This window comes from Collibacillus ludicampi (assembly GCF_023705585.1).
GTDB lineage: Bacteria > Bacillota > Bacilli > Tumebacillales > BOQE01 > Collibacillus > Collibacillus ludicampi.
The window spans coordinates 2,090,263-2,111,095 of record NZ_BOQE01000001.1; the positions used below are offsets into that span (position 1 = coordinate 2,090,263).

Here is a 20,833-nt window from a genome sequence, read left to right on the forward strand (position 1 = left end):
CACGTAAAAAGTGCTTTTTTCTTTAGGATTTGTCGATTTCAATAAAATTTTATGAATGAGGTTTCGAGCGCCTTCTGTTTTGAACGGTGATTTTTCGCGTGGAAAGCTCTCGTAAGGAAAGGAAGTCATTTGTGCAACCATACAATTTTCTCGTGATTGACGGCAGCTCGCTGCTCGTGCGCGCGTTTTTCGCGTCTTCCTATGGAGGACGGGTCAAGCAAACGGCGAAAGGGATCTATACAAATGCGGTATTCGGTTTTATGCGCATGTTGCTCACCGCTTGTGAACGAGTGAGACCCAGCCATCTGTTTGTGGCATGGGATGTCTCCCGCGATACGTTTCGTCGCGAATTGTATCCTGAATATAAAGCGACACGCGGCGAATTGCCGGTGGAACTGCATCCTCAATTCGACCTGGCGCGCGAGATTCTCGCTTCATTATCCGTTGCTCAGCACCAGGATACCCGTTATGAGGCGGATGATCTGATCGGTTCCATGGCTGCTTGTGCGGCAAAGGAAGGCCACCGGGTCCTGATTCTGACCGGTGATCGTGATGCTTTGCAACTGGTCGGTGAAAACGTGACCGTGGCCATCATGAAAAAAGGTATGACAGAATTGGAGTATTACACACCGGAATACCTGCTTGAAACGTGGGGATGTACCCCGAGTCAAATCACAGATTTAAAAGGACTTATGGGGGATGCAAGCGATAATATTCCAGGGGTACCTGGCATTGGGGAAAAAACGGCGAAAAAATTGCTTTTGCAATACGGTACAATCGAAGGATTGTTCGAACAGATCGATACGATGAAAGGGAAGATTCGCGAAAAGATAGAAACATACCGGGAGACTGCGGTGCTTTCCAAGAGGCTGGCTACCATTCTTACGGACGTTCCGCTTCCATTGCGTATCGACGATTGTAGATGCCGCTTTGATATCGAAGCCGCCCGCCCGCGGATGATGGAGCTTGAACTGACAAGAATCATTCAGCAATTGGAACGTTCTTGGGCGTCCGCCTAAATGATTTTGGCACCAACTTTCAAAAGGGGGAGCGTTATGAATGTGGCACTTGAAACCGTTCGTGCCAGCGTTCTTCTCTTTTCCGTTTCGTTAGGAACGAAGTGGCGGAATGAAGAATCGTTTCGCCGTGCTTGCGGCTTGTCAGATCCATTGTACAATCATGTGACCGCAACGTTGGAAGCGTACAGGGGATGGCCTCTTTTCAGGAAGTTTGAAAAGTATCGGGAAGAACACCGACGCATGGCCCTCCTCTTACGGGATGAGATCGAAACCGTGTGTACACAGATGAAGCCAGAAGAATCGTTGGTGTTTGTTGCTTCTTTTGTCCCGGCAAGGCGGCGAGGGTATTCTCGTGAACGCGTAGGGGAAATGATCGGAATGACAACAGTACAAATCGAAGCACTGGAGAAAGGTGCCGCAAACATCTTTTTACAAAGCATTACGAACGAAACGCCACTTTTGTATCACCTCGTTTCAACACAGCCTCAAGATCTAGAACTACTTCGGGCAAGACATGATCCCTCATTCGATCTGCGCACTTACATGTCTGCGGAAACGGAATTGGCGATTCGACAGGTCTTACATCAGGGGCGGAGAGAACGAATCGCGGACCTTCTCTCTCTTTTTCCGGAAAAGGAACAGCGTCTCGCCGCCAGCGTGCGGGAACGGATGCGTTTCGAAATCCTGGGGAGCGGGAGGGCAGAAGATGGACGCGTTACATGAGGAATTAAAGCGGTGGTTTGGCTATGATGAATTTCGCCCGGGTCAAGAAGAAATCATACGCACGTTGTTATCGGGACAAGATGTCCTCGGGATCATGACGACCGGTGCGGGAAAATCGTTGTGTTATCAACTACCTGCTCTCATGTTACCCGGTTTGACTCTCGTCATCTCGCCACTGATCGCTCTGATGCAAGATCAGGTACAGAACCTTGAACGTCGAGGGATTCATTGTGCCACCTTTTTAAATTCTTCGCTGACGAAACGCGAGATCGTTGAGCGTATGGAAGGCATTCGCAACGGACGGTACAAAATCGTGTATATTGCTCCCGAACGGATCCGCTCGCGTGAATTTATGACACTATTAAGCCGCACGCAAGTATCGTTGTTAGTGGTGGATGAAGCCCATTGCATCTCAGAGTGGGGGCATGATTTTCGCACCGATTATTTGCTGATCGGTTCCTTGCGTGAACGGATCGGACAAGTACCGATAATGGCATTGACCGCAACGGCGACAAAAGAGGTGCAAGAGGACATCACCGTGCAATTAGGGATTGAAGATGGCGCGCGTATCATCATGGGTTATGACCGCCCCAATCTCGCGTTTATCTTTCGCCGGGAAACGACGGTGGAGAACAAGTACAAGGAAGCGGTCGCTTTTTTGCGTGGACAGCGGGGATGCGGGATCATCTACACGTCATCTCGTGGGGAATGTGAAGAGTTCGCGCGTTTGTTACGTCAGCAGCTCGGAGAAGAAATCGCTTTTTACCATGCAGGGATGCAGGCGGAGGAGAGACGCCAAATCCAGGATGCGTTCATACGCGGAAAGTTTCGCATAGTTGTGGCCACGAACGCGTTCGGAATGGGCATTGACAAGCCGGATATCCGTTTCGTCCTTCATTTGCACGTCCCTTCATCCGTCGAGGCTTATTACCAGGAAGCGGGCCGTGCGGGAAGAGACGGGAAACCCAGTATATGTATGACGATTTTTACCCAAAGGGATCGCGGCATTCATCATTTTTTCCTGAAAAAAGAGTTTCCCAGTGAAGCCGAGGTGGATCGTCTCGCCCAAAGATTGATAGACTTGCACACCGAAGGTGAGGCGGTACGCATCCGTTGGCGCGAGTTTGCAGGGATTCAAGGTTTCACTGAAGAGAAAGTCTCTCTTCTTCTACATATATGGGAGCAACAAGGGGTTCTTTTGATAGAAGAGATGGATTCCCAGGACGCGGTGGTTCGCTTCGAAAAAAACGCGTTTGCGAAAAAACGGAACGAAGTTTTAATGACGATCAGCCGATTGAAGTTGAGGCGTTACGGAAAATTACATTCAATGGTCGAACTGCTGGCTGCCGAAGGATGTCGGCGGCAAGCGATTTTGCGTTATTTCGGTCAAGAGGGATTTGCAAGGCCGCATCCCTGTTGTGACCGGTGCGACCCGGGTTTGTTGACGGGCTGTTATACTCCAGGGCCGGTGGATCGTTATCCATGGCGTGATGTGTTGCGGGAAATTTTGCCGGCTGATCCGCCGGTTGTGATGCCGCGCCTAGCAAAAACGGAAGGGGAAGAGGCGTACGCAATCGGGGAAGCGCGTGATGAAGCTGGATTGCCTCGTCTTTACGAACTTCTTAAGAGCCCCAGCGTCAATACGAGGAGGATGGCGGTGTCAGCCATCGGCAAGATTCGACGGGCGGAGTCGGTTCCTTATCTGCTTACCTTGCTGAAAGACGTGAATCCGCAAGTGAGACAGTATACATTGAAGGCTTTGCGAAAAATCGGTGACCGCCAGGCTAAGTCTTATGTAGAAGAGATGCTCAAACGTGAAGATAAAGAGTATAACATCCGCGAAGCACAAGCGATTTTGAAAGAGTGGAGCGGATGATGTTTCACGTGGAAACAAATATGGTTGGTGTAATGAGTTTTGGGCTTTTTATTCTTCTAGATTGATAATAAACTTCGGTAAGAAGGCTAAAAAAATTATTGTAGTCCATATTAAGCCCACATGGTAATCTTATCATCATTTGATGATACCGCTTGCGGCATGGGTGACTACCTCGAAAACTAGTGATTGGGTGGATGTATCGCTTTGCGCTTGGGTTCGATGAAGGTCGTTCCGCCCGGATTCTTAACAGAAGTTGCGGAACGACCTTCAACTCACCTCTGCGCTGCAAAGCGAAATCATCCACCCAAAAGCCACTCCGTTGCATGAGGCAGCTTTAAATCTCTTCCCGCACAAAATGTATGTGTACTGGTTACCTCAAGAGTGAATGTATACAGGATTCATGGATGTTTAAGGATATTTGACGGAAAAACTAACAGCATACCAGGTTGGAAGGACGATCGGATTGAAACAGACAGGAAAAGCAGTACAAACAAAGAAAAAAGGGAAAGCTTCATCAAAGAAAGATGGGAAACAGCCTTCACGGATCAAGCTGAAAGTCGGGGAAGTGGTCACGCTTGACGTGAATCGCTTGGGGATCAATGGCGAGGGAATCGGGTATGTGGAAAGACAAGTGGTGTTTGTTGACGGGGCATTGCCGGGAGAAAAAGCGGTCGTTCGCATCGTGCGCATCGAACCGACGTATGCTGTTGGCAGCTTGTTACGAATCGTCAAAAAATCGGCCACGCGTGTCAAGCCACCTTGTCCCGTTTATGAACAATGCGGCGGATGCAGTTTGCAACATATGGACTATCAGGCACAATTGGAATGGAAACGGGAAATCGTACGCGAATCGTTCGCCCGTTACACCGGACTGACAGACCTTGAGATCCGACCCACGATCGGTATGGAGAATCCATGGGCTTACCGGAACAAGGCGCAACTTCCAGTCGCCCTTGTAGGGGGAAAAGTGGTTGCCGGACTCTACGCTCCCGGTTCTCATCGGCTTATCGATACCAGCGAATGCATGATCCAACACCCAACCACCAACGAGATGGTGCAAGTGGTCCGGGATCTGGTGCGGGAACTGGGCATACCGCTTTATAATGAAAAGAAACACATGGGCGTCTTGCGCACGATCGTGCCCCGGATTGGGTTCGAAACGGGAGAGGTTCAGCTGACCCTCGTTACGCTCACTGAAGATTTACCGCAAAAGGATCCTCTCGTCGAGCATATTCGCAAGCGCCTTCCCTACGTGACATCCATCATGCAGAACATCAACCCGGCACGCACTTCTCTGATCTTCGGAGACAAGACCAAACTCTTATGGGGCAAAGAGAAGATTGAAGAGCGGCTCGGGAATGTGCGATTCTCGCTCTCACCGCGAGCTTTCTTTCAATTGAATCCGGAACAAACGGTCAAACTCTACGATGAGGTGAAACGAGCAGCCGGTTTAACAGGAAAAGAAGTGGTCGTAGATGCCTATTGCGGTGTAGGTACCATCGGCCTGTGGTTGGCCCCCTATGCCAAAGAAGTGCACGGCATTGACATCATCCCCGAAGCCATTCAGGACGCGAACGAAAACGCCAAACGTTCCGGTATCGCAAACGCTCATTTCACCGTCGGTGCGGCAGAAAAGATCCTCGTGCAATGGGTCAAACAAGGCTTCCGTCCCGATGTCGTCGTCGTCGACCCGCCCCGCACAGGATGTGATCATGCGCTCTTAAAAGCATTGTTGCAGTCCAAGCCAAAGAAGATCGTGTACGTATCGTGTAATCCTTCCACTTTAGCAAAAGATTGTAACATCCTTTTGCAAGGGTACAAAATCGAAAGTGTGCAACCGGTAGATATGTTCCCGCAGACGGCGCATGTGGAGTGTGTGGTCTTATTATCCTTGAAATTGTAGAGGCATAATAAAGTCCTGCAAGTACGAATAAACTCCTGCAATTGGAGTAATAAAGTCTTGAAAAAAGCGGGTATCAAGGTCAGAAAAAAAAGGGGAAACCCAATCCTATCAAGCCTTGAACCTGCTTTTTTATCAGGACATTATTTTAACGAGAATAAAGTTTTGAGAGAAAAAAGTGAAACAAAAATGGAGAAAATGAGGGAGTTGTGCAGGAGTTTATTTTAAATGGGAATAAATGTGAGCGTGGGGATGCGGGTTACGGGGGATAAAAAAGCAAGAGTTTATTTTGTCTTAACAGAAATAAAAAGGTTTTTTTAGGCCGCAATTCGCATTTGACCACATTTTGACCACATTCAATTGATTTTCGAATTTCGAAGGGGGAAAAAACACTACCAGCGGGTATGAATCGAGTTGTTAGTGGCAAAGTAGAACCGGTAAGAAGGTCTTATAATAAATCCAAGAACAACATACCAAAAGTATACGTTGTTGGCGCTGGTGTTCGTGGACGTAAGCATTTAACCCTTGAAGCAATCAGTTATCTTCGCAAAGCGTCTTTAGTTCTCTTTTTTCCTTTCGAATCGATTTCATCTGAGTGGCTGGTCGACGGATTAGGGGTGTCAATGGTAGAAAGCCTAGCACCTCTCTATCAGGATGGAGCTGTTGATGCGGAAAATTATAAGCGTATTATCAACCGAATCATATCTGCAGCACAGGAGTTTGGTTCCGTTGCCGTGCTCGTTCCTGGTCACCCGCGGGTAGGAGTTAGCTGGGTGCGCGAACTTGAAAGGAGAGAACTTGAGGGACAGATTCAAATACTGGTGGTCGATGGTATATCTAGTTTTGACACAATGATTACTGATCTTGGGCTGGACCCACTGGAGAATGGTGCAGTAGTTGTGGATGCGAATCGCTTACTCCTTTATCGCCTGCAGCTCGATCCAAGATTAGATTACTACATCTACCATATTTGCTCAGTAGGCACTTCTAGAACGAACTATTCTAACCCAGCCTTAGATAACAAGTTACATTACCTAAAGCAGTGGCTATTACAAAGCTTTCCTTCCAACCACGAAGTCATGCTAATACAATCTAGCACAATTCAAGGGAAAAGTTCTGTTTTAGCCACTTGTCCACTACAGGAACTTGAGAATATATCATCTTTAATTACATTCGCAACAAGTCTATTTTTGCCCGGATTACGGATATCTTCTAAACCTATAGATAAGGAATTTCTTGCCTTATTGGCTGAGAAGTAGTCAACTGACGCTCATCCTATGTGGGTTGCTTCGTTTTTTGTCCATCCTAGGTTAGGAAGGTGATATGGGAGGTGTATGACCATGCCAATTTGATTCACCTCTCAGGATGCCCAGTTGTAGTAAATTATTGAGTTCCCTACTTGGGCTTTTGACGAGGTGAACTGATATTATGGAATATTTTTCGTTACTTCGCCGGCGGGACTTTTGTTTGTTGACCACGGCAGATGCGATTTCTGTTTTGGGTGATCAAATCGGATTAGTAGCACTACTGTGGTTTGTTATGGTGACAACAAACCAGTCAACTAACATGGGGTTGTTAGCGTTGGGTTTTGGATTGCCGGGCGTCCTTTTGGGTGCTGTTGTTGGGAATGTGCTTGACAGGTGGCCTCGAAAGATGGTGCTTGTCGGAGCAAATGTAATCCTTGGGATTATCTTTACAGCGATTCCGTATCTACACAGTATCCAGCGCTTGTCAATGGTTACACTGATGGCTTTGATAGTTGCAGCCGGGTGTATAATACCTTTTATCACGGTAGGTTGGATGGTAATGCTACCGAATGTTGTTTCAACCGATGATCTCGGAATAGCTAACTCGATCAATGAAACTCTATGGCAAGCTGCTTCTTTGATTGGGCCGCTTGCGGGAGGAGTATTGGTTACAAAATTAGGAGCTCCCGTAGCCATTCTATTAGACGGGTTCTCTTTCTTGGGAGCCGCACTGTGCTTATTACTAATAAAGGATCCTCAACCGAAGCGAATTCCAAGAGAGACCCTATCAAATAAATCATCATTCTGGCTGGATGCATGGAGTGGCTTTAAATATCTGTACTCCACGAAAGCTGTATGGTGGATTACACTAGGTGCTTTGTTCTTAAACATGGCTTACGGTCAACTTGAAGTTGCACTACCACTGTTTGTACATCATGAACTGATGAGCAGCGCTGTGGTTCTCGGAAGCCTATGGATGGTGTATTTTATTAGTTCCATCTGCGGAGCTGCTGCAAGCGGATTTGTACGATTCCCATTAAGACAAGGAACCCTCATGGCGTTTATGGTCATCGGATGGGGAGTAAGCCTACTGCCTTTGATCTGGTTTCACTCGGTATGGGTCGGTTATATAACTATGGCACTTGCTGGATTTCTGTTTGCCGGATACATACCAATGGCAAGAACAGCCGTTCAACGTTTGATCCCTGCTGAATATCAGGGACGTGTGTTTGGTCTGCGGACTTCCATTATAGGGTTAGGTGTACCCATCGGCTCTTACCTCAGCGGAATCATAGCCCAATGGGTTCTCCCATCTTCATTGATAGGTTTTACGGGCGCTGCGATTATGATTCTTGGTGTACTGCTCATGTTAATACGGGAGTTTCGTTCAATATAGGGTTACCGCAATATTGTAGAACCGCGCTTTTAGGCAAGGATCGCCCTATTATGTTAAGTTTGACGACTGTTCAAACGGTTTGGAACGTATTGGAAATTAGAATACAAAGTCCCATAAGAAGGTGTAACTCCTTATGGGACTTTGTACTAGAACGTTAAAAAAAACTTCTATTTTCGTTTCTGAGTGTTTTTTTCAAAGGGGAGGGGTAACACATAGGGGGGAATATGTACGTTATAATGCTGTTCAGTCTTTATAAATCGACTCTACCGCCTGAATCTTGTCCTCTTCATTCGGGCGGCTGTATCGCAAGATCATATCCGCCGAACTATGCCCGCTTAACGACTGAATCACCGCAATGTCCTGATTATCCCGTACCAAACCGGTGATAAAGGTATGCCGTAACTGGTGGGCATGAAATCCGTACTGCTCGATGATCCGCTGCACGCTTCTTACACTGATTCGCTCCATGCGATTGCTGAGAAACAGGGCGGGGTGGCTGTCTGAACGTTCTTCTAAATACTTGGTGAGCGCCCGACGCACTTCGGCGTTCAAAGGAATGATCCGCTCCTTATTTCCTTTCCCGACAACCCGCATTTCGCCTATCCGTTCGCTGATCTCCACATCCTCCCGGTTGAGCGCTACCAATTCGGAGACACGAAGCCCGGTCATCAAAAGGGTGGTGACAATCGCAATGTCTCGCTTGTTGCCGGTACGGTCCACCTCGCGCAGCAGGCGATTGCGTTCCAGGCGGTCAAGGGCCTTGGGCGCCAATTGTTTGTAATCGACCGGTTTGACGACGGAGATATCCTCAATCGCTTCTTTTTTGCCAGCCCACTTGCAATACTTCTTGATCGCGTTCCAGATCTTGTTGATCGTGGCCGCACTTTTTCGTTTGCTTGTGAGATAATCCAAATATTGCTGGACATCACTCCTAGCGAATGACGTGAGATCGGCCCTCGTTCCTTGCAGCCACTCTTCAAATTGCTTCAGGGCGTGTGCGTAGGTACGGATCGTCGTCTCGGATTTTCCGCGTAAGGCTTCCTCGATAAACTTCTGAATCAAAGTTCCCCATATCTCCTTTCATATGTACATACCCGGGTCATTCTCTCCGATAAAAACCCCTTAAATAATTCTACGCCATAATTTTTGCCCGTTATTTTGGTGTTTACCAAATCCTGTTAACGTAGTGTCGGGGGGTTTCGGTTTTGGTCTATTTTCATCATAACATAGAATTGTCATTCTATGTTATAATTCTACGACAATGAGAACCCGAAAGTTATTTTTGAATTATTATAATTTTTACGTGTATATCTTTATTGTTTTGGTATATGATGGTATTATTTATATAGGTACTTTTTGGTTAAAATTGCTTAGTATAAGTTGAGACAGAAAAAAAGTCGAGTTTCTTCCTTATTATACATAGTAAAAATTGAAAGGTAGGAGGATTGATGAATGTCTGGGCAAATGATCAGTGTTTTGTTGTCTCTTGGAGTTGTCGTTGTGCTTGGAAAAAGCATCGATTGGATGATGAGAAGAATCTTGTCTTCAATTTCATAAATGAACTGTTGAGGGTGAAAACATGGATGAGAAACGCCCGAGGGTTCAATAAACAGCTCGTCGATTAAGTAGACCTTCACGAGATCCGTAAACCGTTGAGCAATGGACATGATTCGAGCCGAAACATCTATATAAAGTTGCATATGAGGACGAACAACAATGGCATGAGGACAACGCCCTAGCGCTTCAGCAAGAACCATGGCCGTTTGAACGCCATAGGCTTTAGCTTCTTTAGAATCCGCTAGAATATGCCCGATCGATGCTAAGGGTTCCCGGCTACGAACCAGCTTTCCCTGCAGACTCGGGTCACGGGCTTGTTATACGCTAGCATAGAATGAATTCATATTGCAAAGAAGGACTTTTTCATAAGAAAGTTCCCTTATATGCGAATATATATTCTTATTATTAACGAACATATGTTCTTTATTAAATGGGGATATTTGTTTTCAAAATTATATTATTGTTTATATATTTATGGTGTAGTATGATGAGTACCAATCCACTTGATATACTTGTCCTATATGAAAACATGTTCCGATTCTCTTTGCAACTTTCGACTTAGCAGGTGGTAGTAAAGGTGTCGACCTTGGGTTTCTACTATAAATAAGTTCACCTTTAACTAACTTAGAGAGATGAATACTTTCAGTACTAGGTGATATTTTCGCTATATATGCTTATTCATCATGATCAACGCTCGACATCTAATAATGAAATGAGTATCTCTGCACTGTTGGTTCCCTGATGAAGACGTCTACTGATGAAATAATTGATGATGTGAATATCAAGGATGTACAATGATTGCACTATTAGGGTAGAGAGTATCTCTTCCGTTAACCCTAATCCCCCAATTATTTCCCCTTGTTATGCCACGTCAATGGTTTACGAAAACATGTACTGTGCCTCAATTAGAAAAATAGGCATAATCTCTCGATTTGATGTATCTACTTTTTTGATCGAATACAAAATTTTGTAAAATACCATTATAACGTTAAGTGTAAGGGGGAAAAATGAGAGTGAAATATTTTGAAAGCAATACCCTAGAACTGAGTCATATTGTTTTTCTCGGGAGAACATGGAATGAATATTTGTTGATGTTTAACTTATCAAAAGATGAACTAGTTGGGAGGTGGATACTTGATTGTCCAGGGGGAGCATGTTCATTTACTGCAACTGCAAACAAATATGGAATTAAAGCCTTCGCTGTTGATTCAGCATATTATCATACTCCAGAGGAACTTGGGAAAAAAGGCTTGCAGGATATAGAGTATATAATCTCTATGTTAGATAAAGTAAAAGAAAAATGTCAATGGAACTACTTCAAATCTATGGATGAACTTAGAGGTGAGAGACTAACGGCTTTAAATCAATGTATTCAGGATATGAAAGAATCGAAAGGATACAGATACTTACCAGCAATATTACCAGTCTTACCATGTGAAGATAAGTCTTTTGATATGACTCTTTCCGCTCACTTATTGTTTATGTATGCGGATAAACTCGATTACAATTTTCATCTTCAAACGATTCAAGAAATGATTAGAGTAACAAGAGATGAAATTCGTATTTTCCCGACAATTGATATGAATGGTAATAAATATTTGTATTTGGATGAAATTATCGATTGGGTTCGATCAAAGGGTATGAGAGTAGATGAAGTTAAAGTACCATATGAATTTCACAGGAATGCTAACACAATGTTGAGAATTATTTGCAAATAAGGGAAGAGAAGGTGAGTTTGTGGATGTAATTAATGGAATTAATCAAATATTGCTACAGGTACTTATTATTCTATTTCCAATTATTATTTATTACTTTTATTGGGAAGATATAAGCTTAATAGAGAATAAAAAAAGTATCGAATTCGCTTATGGAATAATCTCGGGGACCTCGATTATACTGTGTATGATTTGTTCGTTTCCGATTTATCATGGATACTTGCTAGATTTAAGAACAATTCCTTTATTGATAGGATTTCTATATGGCGGATATGGTACTGGGATTTTTATTTCAGTCGTATTTCTAAGTTTTCGATACTTTTTGGGTGGTGGAGGACTCCTTGTACCAGTAATTGTTTGTTCTATTGTGATTCCCATAACATTTTTGTTGATTCCTAAATATAAGAGTTATAGTTCCAGACACAAAGTAATTACTACAACGGCACTGACACTATTTACAAGTCTTTTGATTGCTAGTGTGACATATTTAAAGCTTATGTGGTCGAATCTACCAGTTAATAGAGACTTTTTTATATTTTTTGCGGGTTTTAGTATTATTCAAACATGTACTATGTGGGTAACGGTTTTCCTAATTGAGAGTATGCAGGAAAGAGTAATGATGCATTACCGATTACGACAGGCAGAAAAGTTAAATGTATTGAGTGGAATGGCTGCGTCGGTAGCACATGAAATCAGGAATCCAATGGCGGTTGTTAGAGGCTTTATGCAACTTTTTAATGAAAACGCACAAATACCTATGGATATAAGACCTTATTTAAAGCTAATAATTGAAGAGTTGGATAGGGCAGAATCAATAATAACCGGGTTTCTAACGTTAGCAAAGCCACAATTAGAAAGACTGGAACCAGTATCCGTTTTGGAGCTTATAGATCATGGAGTGAATTTAATGTCTCCCTATGCATTATTACACGGTGTAGAAATTCAAGTCTTTGCTGATAACTCCCCCTGTATCGAAGCTGATCCGAGAAAATTTAGTCAAGTGTTGATTAATATAATTAAGAATGGCATTGAGGCTATGACAGACGGAGGTTTATTGAAGATTGGAGTAAAAGAAGAGGGAGGTATTGTGTTAATAAAAATAATTGATTCTGGAATAGGAATGACGAAAGAAGAATTACAACGACTGGGAACACTTTTTTATTCCACAAAAACAAAAGGAACAGGAGTCGGATTGATGGTAAGTTACAAAATTATTGAAACAATGAATGGAAGAATTGAGGTTAGTAGTAAGAAGGGAAGTGGTACACAGTTTACTATTATGATTCCGAAAGCAAGTTGAGTCCGAGATACTGTGTAAAAATGGACTCATCTTCTAGTAAAAAATATGAGCCATTCCATACTCTTTGGTGGATGAGGTTGTCCAGACCCAATCTACGAGGAGGAATGAAATGACTAAATAATCAGATTAGCTTAAATGATGAAATTTGCACGCTACACAAAAGTCCTTACAAGGGGAGATCTCTACGGGCGCGTAAGAGCGCGATTCTTGACGCTCCTGACTTAAAGTTGTCCACCATGAGGATCAAAAACGGCAAGAGTCTTACTTAACCAGGTTCCGGGGAAAGTTACCGTCTATGCTATACTCTGTCCAGTATCAAGTATTCATAATCTTACAATATTTATGTTGGCAGTGCTCTGCAAAATTTGGCCGCCAAACTCTGCATTTTAAAGATGCAAAATACAACAAAGCCATGTTGGATGCGGAAGAGAAAGCGGAGTTAAGATACCGATTCATGAGGTGTAAACATGGATGAGAAACGAATCGAACGTATCGAAGACCAGTTAAGCCAGTTAATACGGATGATGGCGAGTATTCATAGGGAACTGGTTGAGATCAAAACGAACATGAATCAGAAGTTAGATCAGGTACTTGAGAAGTTAGACGATAGGAAAAAATAAAGAAAGCCACCGTGCCTGGTGGCATCATTCTACAGAATCTTCAATATGAATGATGTCCTTATCTTTACCCTCAAGTTTTTAACTGTGGCGATACTGATTGTTTTCGGATAAAAATGACCTTCAATTTTCGAAAGGCGGCTCACTTCTGGTAATTTGTATGAGTTCATTTTATCTTCCTAACCTTCATCCCATCCCTTGGAGGGGATAAATATATTTTCAAAATAGGTATTCGTTAATTCTTAAGACTTAGGTGTTACGTTTCGGCAACCTATGTTTTTGATCAGTTTAATTTGGCTCTAGACCTAAAGAACAAAAATATAGCACGAACAAACAAATCAATGGCAATGGATAATCCCGGCTATTCCCATGCGTCAACTGGTCGTCGATCTTGCCAGTAGTGCTTAGAAGAATTATACAGTTGTTTATGGGGGGGAATTGAAATAGTCTCGAAAGGCAGAAGGTACATAGCCCCGAGAGCACATTCTCCGACAGCCCCCATGATAATAAAACACGATCAACGGTTCAACGATCCCGATTGTTGGCGTGATGGATTGATGGTATCGCTTATAATTGTTGTTTATTGTTGTATCTTGTCGAATTTAGGGTGATAATTCTATAATTTACTAAAAACCTAATTAAACGGGACACAATGAACGATGAGATACTTAGAAACAATACAAGTACTTACTAAAGAAGAATTAATACGACTAACAAGTAAGATTCATTCCTTAGAAACAGAAGCTAACCAACGAGAATCAAATATCGTTCAAGAAGAAGATGCGTCTTTGCCAAAAGAAGTAATTTTGGATTATCGATTTCAATACTTAAGAGAACAATTAAATAAACGTAAAAAACAAAATATCGGGTTCCTTGCCAAGATCATTCATAAATAGATAATTTTTTCGTCTCGTATACAATGAGGCGTTTTTTTATGTATCAAGGTTATTATTTTCGTAAGCGTAAAATAATCCCCACCTTTTGAAGAGATGGGGATTTTCGTATGATTTACGTATTCTTTTTTATAGCCCGGCAGGTAAGCGGTAGGCTTTCTGACCAAGGGAGAAGCTGATCTAAGGAATCTTTGTCTTTCATATCTAGGTTAGGTAGTTTCTCAAAGAGATAGGTAAGATAGAAATAGGGATGTAATCCATTTTCTTTCGCTGTCTCTATGATACTGTAAATGATCGCACTCGCCTTTGCACCACGCGGGGTATTGGAGAACAACCAGTTTTTGCGACCGATCACAAACGGTTTGATCGCGCGTTCACTTCGGTTGTTATCGATCTCCAATCGCCCATCTTGTAAAAACGCCTCTAATTTTTCCCACTGGTTCAGACAATACAAGATGGCCTGACCGAACGCACTTTTGGGCAGCACTTTCGGTTTCTGAGTACGAAGCCATGCCAAAAAAGCATCCAACACAGGGCGGCTGCGTTCTTGACGGATTTGGTAACGTTCCTCAGGCGTGCACTCCTTTAAGTCCCGTTCAATCGCAAAGAGTTGATTGCAGAAATTGAGTCCCTCTTTGGCTGCTACCGGTGACGAGCGCTTCGATTCAGGCAGCGCCTTGAGTGCCTCATCGAATTTGCGCCGGGCGTGAGCCCAACAACCGACCAGGGTCACATCCGGTATCCCATGGTAACCCGCATAGCCATCGACGTGCAGGTATCCTTTGAAACCGGAAAGAAACTGACGCGGGTGTTTGCTCGCCCGTGTCGTCTGGTAGTCATAGAGGATGATGGGCGGATCTTCTCTCCCGGTACGGTACAGCCATAGATAAGAAGTTGTCTGTGCGGCCCGGCCCGGTTCACGGAGCACTTGTAAGGTCGTCTCGTCTGCGTGCAAGATGTCCCGCTTGAGTAAGTGCTCGCGCATGCGATCATAGAGCAGACTCAACCAGGTATTCGCTCCGTAGAGGATCCAGTTGGCCAGGGTCTGACGAGACAACTCAATCCCCAGGCGTGCAAACTGTTGCTCTTGCCGGTAGAGAGGCATGCTCTCCACATATTTTTGACTCATGATATAGGCCATACTGGAAGCAGAAGCCAAACTCCCCGGAAAGACAGGGGCAGGCATAGAGGCTGTGACAATCGGCGTGCTTGTCTCCTCACGCTCACAACGGCGGCAGGAGTAGACGTAACGGACATGCTTGACCACTTTGACTTCGGCCGGAATGATCTTCAGCTCTTGCCGTATCTCCGTGCTCATTTCATGCAAAGAACCACCGCAACACGAACAAACCTGCTCCTCAGATGGCAGGCGATACTCGATCGTCTCCACAGGCAGGTTTTCAAGCAGGGTTTCCCGGTGGCCGCGTTTTTTGGAGCGGCGGTACGTAATGGTTTCGAGGGTAGGCTCCTCTACAGTGGGATCTGCCTCCACCTCGGCTTCGTTAAAAAGCTCAAGCTGATCGGCATTCGTTCGTTCGCTCGAAGAGCCAAACCGGCGCTGTTGGCTAAGACGAAACTGCTCCTCATACCACTTCAGCTTGGCAGTGAGTTCAGCAATTTGATTTTTCAGCAAATCGCGTTCTTTTTGGAGATCTTCAATTGTAGTAGGTGTCGGGTTCGGCGTATGATTTTTCATAATACTATTGATTTCGACAACATACCGCGAATTCCTTTTTAATCCCAAAGTCTAATTGGGTGTACATATCATAGAATCGTACGCGCAGTGACGGCAGGGTGAGCTTGTCGCTGTTCGAGAGATAGACCATCGAGCAGCCAACGCAACTCTCGACGACTAATTTTTAATGGTACGGAGCTCGCTTCTTCCGGCCACTGAAACTTCCCTTTCTCTAACCGGCGGTAATAGAGCCAGAAACCGTTGTGTTCCCAAGAATCTTCAGTTTATCTCGCTTTCGATTACAGAAAACGAAGAGACAGGGCGAGAAAGGATCGAGTTCAAACTCTTCCTTGACGAGCACAGCTAACCCGTCAATCGATTTCCGTAGATCAGTGCTTCCGCAGGCCAGATACACTCGCTCTACGCTGGCTTCACTTAGCATAACGTTTGAAGTGTTCGCACGACGTCGGCCAGCAGCGCAGGATCAAAGCCAGGCTGGATCTCTACGGTTGCTTGCCCTACTCTAACGAGCAAGGTGTTTCTAGACTTGTCAGTCTGCCCGTCCACTTCTACCGATATCCATTTGGATGATGGGTTCACAGCGGCTTCTTTGTGTTCAATCTTCCGGAGCCAATACCGGAACTGATGAAGCTTCAACTGATGAGCTCTACACCATGCTGATGCACTCTGTCCGCTAGCCCGAAAAGCAGCGATCCGTACCTCCCACTTTTTCTTAATTCTGCATGGGACATTGAAAGTTCTCCTCTCCGAATATCTTGAGGAGATTATCTCAAATACAACACGAGGTTAGTAGGTGGGAAGTATTTGACGCTTACTTATTTTCTGTTAATTCCACCGATGATTCGACAAAAATTCATAAAATACGACATTTAATGATGGCATTTCAGATAGTAGATTATTTAAAATTAGGAGTACATTCGTCCATTCAGTTGTCTCATTGAAAGATTTCGCAGATTTTGTACAAGAAGGTGGTAATTTATTATTTAATCAAAATATTAAGGATTTTATTAATAATACCGATATAAATAAAGGTATAAAAGAAACATTACAGTATGAGCCCGAAAAATGGGGAGGGGATCGGCGCGCCAATTAGGCTAGCACGTTGTGACTACTCGGCATTAAGGTTTTGATAAAATGATTCTTTCACAAAAGGGGAATAAAGCACTTGAAACTTTTATCTCGGTCTGTTGATCCAAAAAAAAGAGCGACAAGATTAGAAGATCATTTGCAATCTGAAGTTAAATTGGAAATTCCGGCAAACACAGATTTATTGGGGCAAATTGAAATCATCAAACTAACCGAAGATGATCTAAAGATAGTGAAAGCTTTAAAGCCTCTCGTTGAGCAACATATCGAGCAGATCACGGAGAAGTTCTATGAAAATATTACAAAACAACCCCAATTATTAGATATTATTCAAAAACACAGCAGTATTGAGAGATTAAAGAAAACATTAACCATCCATATTCAAGAGTTATTCAATGGAGTTATTGATCAAGAATTTCTGCAAAAGCGTCTGCGAATTGCACACGTCCATGTAAAGATCGGACTCCAAAACAAGTGGTATATATCAGCCTTTCAAGATTTGTTGAATTTATTAATAAAAATTGTCGAAAATAACTTCGATCATCCGAAAGATGTAGTGAAAGCCATTCAGGCAATCAGTAAACTATTAAACTTTGAACAGCAACTGGTCTTAGAGGCATACGAAGAAGAGAATGAAAGAATTCGAAATGAGCAAGAGAAAAAGAAGGCTGAAATGACGAAGAAGGTCTGTGACACAGCAGAAGAGTTAGCAGCGATCGCAGCAGAAACAAGCACTTCCGTCCATCAATTAATAAAACAATCAGAAAGCATAGTTGAATTAGGAAAGCAAGGGACGGAATTGGCTCTGATGTCGGAAAGCCTTTCACACAGCGGAAAAAAACAATTGGATCATCAAAATCAAAACATGGAAAACATCCGAGAAATCATGACAGAAATCTCGATGGGTACACAAGAGTTAAATGATATTTCCAATCAAATCACTGAGGTCATAGATATCGTTAAAAGTATCGCTGATCAGACAAACTTATTGGCATTAAACGCATCCATCGAAGCCGCGCGTGCCGGGGAGCATGGTAGAGGATTCGCCGTCGTAGCCAATGAAATCAGAAAGCTTTCCGAACAAACCAAACAATCGACATCCAGAGTCATTGAACTTATCGCAAGAACTAACAATCACATCAGCAGAGTTTCTCATTCTATTAAGAACGTGAATCATTTGGTTGAAGAAGGAACACAGAGTATGATCAAAACCGATCAGTACTTTGCTGAAATCCTGGAATCGATGGACAAGACAAAAGCGCAAAACGAAAGGATAGAAATGGCATTAAAAACTTTACTGCAGGTCATTGAGGATATTTACAAGGCATCAACTGAAGTGGCTGAATCGGCTGATCGCTTGAATCAGATCACGGACGAGTCTGTTCATATGTAAAATCCAAATTCGGTCTTATGCATGAATTGATTCTTTTATCATAATGAAGTGACCTCTCAAGTAAGCAGAGGCAGATTGCCCCTGGTCTTTCTCTCAGCCGAACATAAGGTACATGGCCGTATGTACTATTTTTAAAATATTAATAAATTACCCCTAAATACCCTTGATTTTAACCGCTATATGGAATATACATTACACATTTGTTCCGAATTTAGTTATAATGAACGTGACTTGAAAACTCCTTTTCTCAATTCTACCCCTTCCGCGCGGTCATCACGACTGCGCTTTTTTTACGATAAAATAAAAGAGACACACATTTACAGAGTGCCTCCTCGTTAACGTGAAGAGTACGGGGGCTGGTGCCAATCATATCGTTTATCATCACCAATCTTATTGTACACGATGATTGATTGACTGTCTGTTCACTAGTGTTGCATAAATTATAACTGAATTTTCTGCGTTTTAATCTAATGCTATTTTAACAAAATAAGGACAGAGAACGTTAAAGGTAGCCCCGCCCATTTGGTATAATATGTATATTCTAAAAAGAAAGGGTTCCGTTACTGTCCTGTATTCTGGCATGCCGATTCATTGCTGAGATCTCTTACCTTCGCCTTTTTTTCGATGATCTATTGTACTTGAACCATTCTATGTAATCGCACCATAAGAAGGCCTTTAGACTTCGAAGCAACTCCAATAAGCTTTTGGTAGTTTGAATTTGCATCTTCATTAGAATCATCAGACAATAGGTGATCAAAGCAAGATACACTTGGTTCCAAACCGCCGTTTCGGAGAGACCATAAAACGTTTTGATTCTCAAATGTTGTTTCATCCATTTAAAAAACAATTCGATTGCCCATCGTGTACGATATATGTCACTGATCTCTTCTGCTGACAAATCAAAACAGTTGGTAATAATTCTTATGTCATTGCCCTGTGAATCCTTTGCCTCGACCAGTCGAAGTACGTGATCCATGGGCTTTTGAGGGGATCCTAGCAACACTTTTGTGTCCGCAAGGACAGGACTCTCATGAAGCACTTGAGATTCCAGAAGGTAGAACGTTGCATTGTCCTTCAAACGGGTAACAAAGCCTATTCCCCTACGGCAATAATCATCAAATTTCTTGTAATCGACATAACCACGATCAAACACATAGATGGCTTCCGAATCATCAATCAAGGAATCCATTTGTGTGATGTCATTAGGCTTCGCCGTCGTTAGACGAATCTGTTCAGGATAGACTTCATCATGATCGACAAATGCCAAGCTCACGTGGATTTTTATTCCCGCTTTGGTTTTCCGAAAGCTCGCCCAGCGGTATTTTGATAAACATAAACTGATCGTAGTTGAGTCTATGATTTTGTATGGCTTCCGCCCGGCAGGGTTAGCAGCCATGCATTGGATTTTTCCAACTAAAGAAAAAAACAGATGAGCGAGTAGATCGGTATCCACCTGACGGTGTTTCCGTGAAAGTTGCGAATAGCTGATGGAATCTAATTGCAAGAATTCTTGCATATGAGGATTCAAGATATCTGCCGCAACGGCACGTAAACTTTCACGTTTTTGCAAGATGGCGTGCAGAAATAACAGGACGTAAGATTTCGTAGTAAGCTTCTTAGCGTATTTATCTTGTTGGTTTTGATCTACTTTTTCTTGAAAATTACACTGAAAAAGTGGTTCAACCCATTTACCAAATGCCGAAAGTAGGGTATCCTTATCCTTGTCCATAAGTGTATTTCCTTTCAATGGATTTGGACAGGACTACCTGACCTCTCCATTGTAAAGGATTTTTTTATTTAAGAGATGAAAAAAATAATAGAAGAATATTCTGAATTAATTAATGCAACACTAGTGCTGTCTGTTAAGATTTCGTTAACTCATTTATATCTCTTAAAATTGTAATCGGTACGGTCAATCCGCCAAAAAGTGACTTAGAAATAAGCGCTGTAGCAGGGAAAATACGATAATACATTTTAACGAACATGTAAGCAGGGAAGTCCATGAAAAAGTCTCGTATCTCTCGAATTCGCTGGTATATCGAACATCGGCTAGAATACTTGGAAAACAAGCAAAAGAAATTAAAAGCAATCGCGCAAGGAGATCACCCGGAACAAGTGGAAACCTCTCAGATTGACGCAATATTGCAATATGTAGAAAACAAGGGGAGGATTCAGGAACTTAAACATATCATTCGTCATATGGAGGAAAAAGGGGAAGACTGGTAAGGCAATCAACCTCATTTCTCTTTAATCGCCATTCAATCTGGAGAATATACTGAGAAAATTAATTGAGGTAAATTCTACTAAAAAATGGTATAATTTCGTTCTGGATAAGAAGTACGGTGGTAGTAGCCACAGCGTAGCATGAGTAAAAAGGGGGCGCCTAATTCCTCTTGCGTTCGGTTACGCCGCAAA

The 20,833-nt window shown here is 43.2% G+C and carries 16 protein-coding genes and 2 pseudogenes; 12 read left to right on the plus strand and 6 right to left on the minus strand.

The genetic code is table 11. The features are described from left to right. Nucleotides 1-131 precede the first annotated feature (131 nt). The 6 genes from DNHGIG_RS10560 (at nucleotide 132) to DNHGIG_RS10585 (ending at nucleotide 8,161) form a co-directional block, all read left to right on the plus strand. Nucleotides 132-1,019 carry a 5'-3' exonuclease gene (locus tag DNHGIG_RS10560; protein WP_282199585.1) on the plus strand — a complete coding sequence of 296 codons (888 nt, stop codon included), beginning with the start codon at nucleotides 132-134 and terminating at the stop codon, nucleotides 1,017-1,019. Nucleotides 1,020-1,055: 36 nt separating this feature from the next. Next, on the plus strand, nucleotides 1,056-1,742 hold the full coding sequence (locus DNHGIG_RS10565) for a hypothetical protein (RefSeq protein ID WP_282199586.1): 687 nt from the start codon (nucleotides 1,056-1,058) through the stop codon (nucleotides 1,740-1,742). Continuing rightward, nucleotides 1,726-3,618, plus strand: coding sequence for a RecQ family ATP-dependent DNA helicase (locus tag DNHGIG_RS10570; protein ID WP_282199587.1), 1,893 nt, complete (start codon nucleotides 1,726-1,728; stop codon nucleotides 3,616-3,618). The genes DNHGIG_RS10565 and DNHGIG_RS10570 overlap by 17 nt, the downstream gene beginning before the upstream one ends. Nucleotides 3,619-4,162: 544 nt before the next feature. Beyond that, nucleotides 4,163-5,521: a 23S rRNA (uracil(1939)-C(5))-methyltransferase RlmD gene (rlmD, locus tag DNHGIG_RS10575; RefSeq protein ID WP_282201404.1), complete on the plus strand. Its 1,359-nt coding sequence runs from the start codon at nucleotides 4,163-4,165 to the stop codon at nucleotides 5,519-5,521. Nucleotides 5,522-5,922: 401 nt separating this feature from the next. Then, nucleotides 5,923-6,777: an SAM-dependent methyltransferase gene (locus DNHGIG_RS10580; RefSeq protein ID WP_282199588.1), complete on the plus strand. Its 855-nt coding sequence runs from the start codon at nucleotides 5,923-5,925 to the stop codon at nucleotides 6,775-6,777. A 169-nt stretch (nucleotides 6,778-6,946) separates the two neighbouring features. Then, nucleotides 6,947-8,161, plus strand: coding sequence for an MFS transporter (locus DNHGIG_RS10585; RefSeq protein WP_282199589.1), 1,215 nt, complete (start codon nucleotides 6,947-6,949; stop codon nucleotides 8,159-8,161). Between the two features lie 243 nt (nucleotides 8,162-8,404). On the opposite strand, the gene DNHGIG_RS10590 is transcribed toward DNHGIG_RS10585, so the two are convergent. Further along, nucleotides 8,405-9,223 (minus strand): tyrosine-type recombinase/integrase, encoded by an 819-nt coding sequence (locus DNHGIG_RS10590; protein ID WP_282199590.1) that lies wholly within the window; start codon nucleotides 9,221-9,223, stop codon nucleotides 8,405-8,407. Nucleotides 9,224-9,753: 530 nt separating this feature from the next. Continuing rightward, nucleotides 9,754-10,017 (minus strand): annotated as a pseudogene (locus tag DNHGIG_RS21005) (Y-family DNA polymerase); the annotation flags it as partial. 708 nt (nucleotides 10,018-10,725) lie between these two features. Here DNHGIG_RS21005 and DNHGIG_RS10595 point away from each other — a divergent pair. The 4 genes from DNHGIG_RS10595 (at nucleotide 10,726) to DNHGIG_RS10610 (ending at nucleotide 14,246) form a co-directional block, all read left to right on the plus strand. Continuing rightward, complete coding sequence (locus DNHGIG_RS10595) at nucleotides 10,726-11,436, plus strand: SAM-dependent methyltransferase (protein WP_439647735.1); 711 nt, start codon at nucleotides 10,726-10,728, stop codon at nucleotides 11,434-11,436. 19 nt (nucleotides 11,437-11,455) lie between these two features. Continuing rightward, a complete protein-coding gene (locus DNHGIG_RS10600) occupies nucleotides 11,456-12,733 on the plus strand; it encodes an ATP-binding protein (protein WP_282199592.1) in 1,278 nt (425 codons plus the stop codon). 467 nt (nucleotides 12,734-13,200) lie between these two features. After that, complete coding sequence (locus DNHGIG_RS10605) at nucleotides 13,201-13,353, plus strand: hypothetical protein (protein ID WP_282199593.1); 153 nt, start codon at nucleotides 13,201-13,203, stop codon at nucleotides 13,351-13,353. 656 nt (nucleotides 13,354-14,009) lie between these two features. Further along, nucleotides 14,010-14,246, plus strand: coding sequence for a hypothetical protein (locus tag DNHGIG_RS10610; protein WP_282199594.1), 237 nt, complete (start codon nucleotides 14,010-14,012; stop codon nucleotides 14,244-14,246). A 112-nt stretch (nucleotides 14,247-14,358) separates the two neighbouring features. Here the strand turns inward: DNHGIG_RS10610 and tnpC are convergent, their stop codons facing one another. The 3 genes and pseudogenes from tnpC to tnpA form a co-directional block, all read right to left on the minus strand. Beyond that, nucleotides 14,359-15,939 carry an IS66 family transposase gene (tnpC, locus tag DNHGIG_RS10615; protein ID WP_282199595.1) on the minus strand — a complete coding sequence of 527 codons (1,581 nt, stop codon included), beginning with the start codon at nucleotides 15,937-15,939 and terminating at the stop codon, nucleotides 14,359-14,361. 68 nt (nucleotides 15,940-16,007) lie between these two features. Then, nucleotides 16,008-16,360 (minus strand): annotated as a pseudogene (gene tnpB, locus DNHGIG_RS21010) (IS66 family insertion sequence element accessory protein TnpB). Next, complete coding sequence (gene tnpA, locus DNHGIG_RS21195; protein ID WP_439647771.1) at nucleotides 16,354-16,707, minus strand: IS66 family insertion sequence element accessory protein TnpA; 354 nt, start codon at nucleotides 16,705-16,707, stop codon at nucleotides 16,354-16,356. The pseudogene tnpB and the gene tnpA overlap by 7 nt, the downstream one beginning before the upstream one ends. A gap of 397 nt (nucleotides 16,708-17,104) precedes the next feature. Between tnpA and DNHGIG_RS10625 the strand changes: the two genes are divergently transcribed. Continuing rightward, the gene (locus DNHGIG_RS10625) at nucleotides 17,105-18,418 is read left to right on the plus strand and encodes a globin-coupled sensor protein (protein WP_282199597.1); all 1,314 of its coding nucleotides are present in this window, start codon (nucleotides 17,105-17,107) and stop codon (nucleotides 18,416-18,418) included. Between the two features lie 604 nt (nucleotides 18,419-19,022). Here DNHGIG_RS10625 and DNHGIG_RS10630 read toward each other — a convergent pair. After that, nucleotides 19,023-20,147, minus strand: coding sequence for an IS4 family transposase (locus DNHGIG_RS10630; protein WP_282197990.1), 1,125 nt, complete (start codon nucleotides 20,145-20,147; stop codon nucleotides 19,023-19,025). Between the two features lie 272 nt (nucleotides 20,148-20,419). Between DNHGIG_RS10630 and DNHGIG_RS10635 the strand changes: the two genes are divergently transcribed. Next, nucleotides 20,420-20,644 carry a hypothetical protein gene (locus DNHGIG_RS10635; RefSeq protein WP_282199598.1) on the plus strand — a complete coding sequence of 75 codons (225 nt, stop codon included), beginning with the start codon at nucleotides 20,420-20,422 and terminating at the stop codon, nucleotides 20,642-20,644. The last annotated feature ends 189 nt before the right edge of the window (nucleotides 20,645-20,833 follow it).

Coding starts and splice junctions, on each gene's coding strand:
- DNHGIG_RS10605 (WP_282199593.1), top strand. CDS start 13,201: ATGGATGAGAAACGAATCGAACGTATCGAAGACCAGTTAAGCCAGTTA.
- DNHGIG_RS10630 (WP_282197990.1), bottom strand. CDS start 20,147: ATGGACAAGGATAAGGATACCCTACTTTCGGCATTTGGTAAATGGGTT.
- tnpC (WP_282199595.1), bottom strand. CDS start 15,939: ATGAAAAATCATACGCCGAACCCGACACCTACTACAATTGAAGATCTC.
- DNHGIG_RS10610 (WP_282199594.1), top strand. CDS start 14,010: ATGAGATACTTAGAAACAATACAAGTACTTACTAAAGAAGAATTAATA.
- DNHGIG_RS10565 (WP_282199586.1), top strand. CDS start 1,056: ATGAATGTGGCACTTGAAACCGTTCGTGCCAGCGTTCTTCTCTTTTCC.
- DNHGIG_RS10635 (WP_282199598.1), top strand. CDS start 20,420: ATGAAAAAGTCTCGTATCTCTCGAATTCGCTGGTATATCGAACATCGG.
- DNHGIG_RS10585 (WP_282199589.1), top strand. CDS start 6,947: ATGGAATATTTTTCGTTACTTCGCCGGCGGGACTTTTGTTTGTTGACC.
- DNHGIG_RS10570 (WP_282199587.1), top strand. CDS start 1,726: ATGGACGCGTTACATGAGGAATTAAAGCGGTGGTTTGGCTATGATGAA.
- DNHGIG_RS10595 (WP_439647735.1), top strand. CDS start 10,726: ATGAGAGTGAAATATTTTGAAAGCAATACCCTAGAACTGAGTCATATT.
- DNHGIG_RS10580 (WP_282199588.1), top strand. CDS start 5,923: ATGAATCGAGTTGTTAGTGGCAAAGTAGAACCGGTAAGAAGGTCTTAT.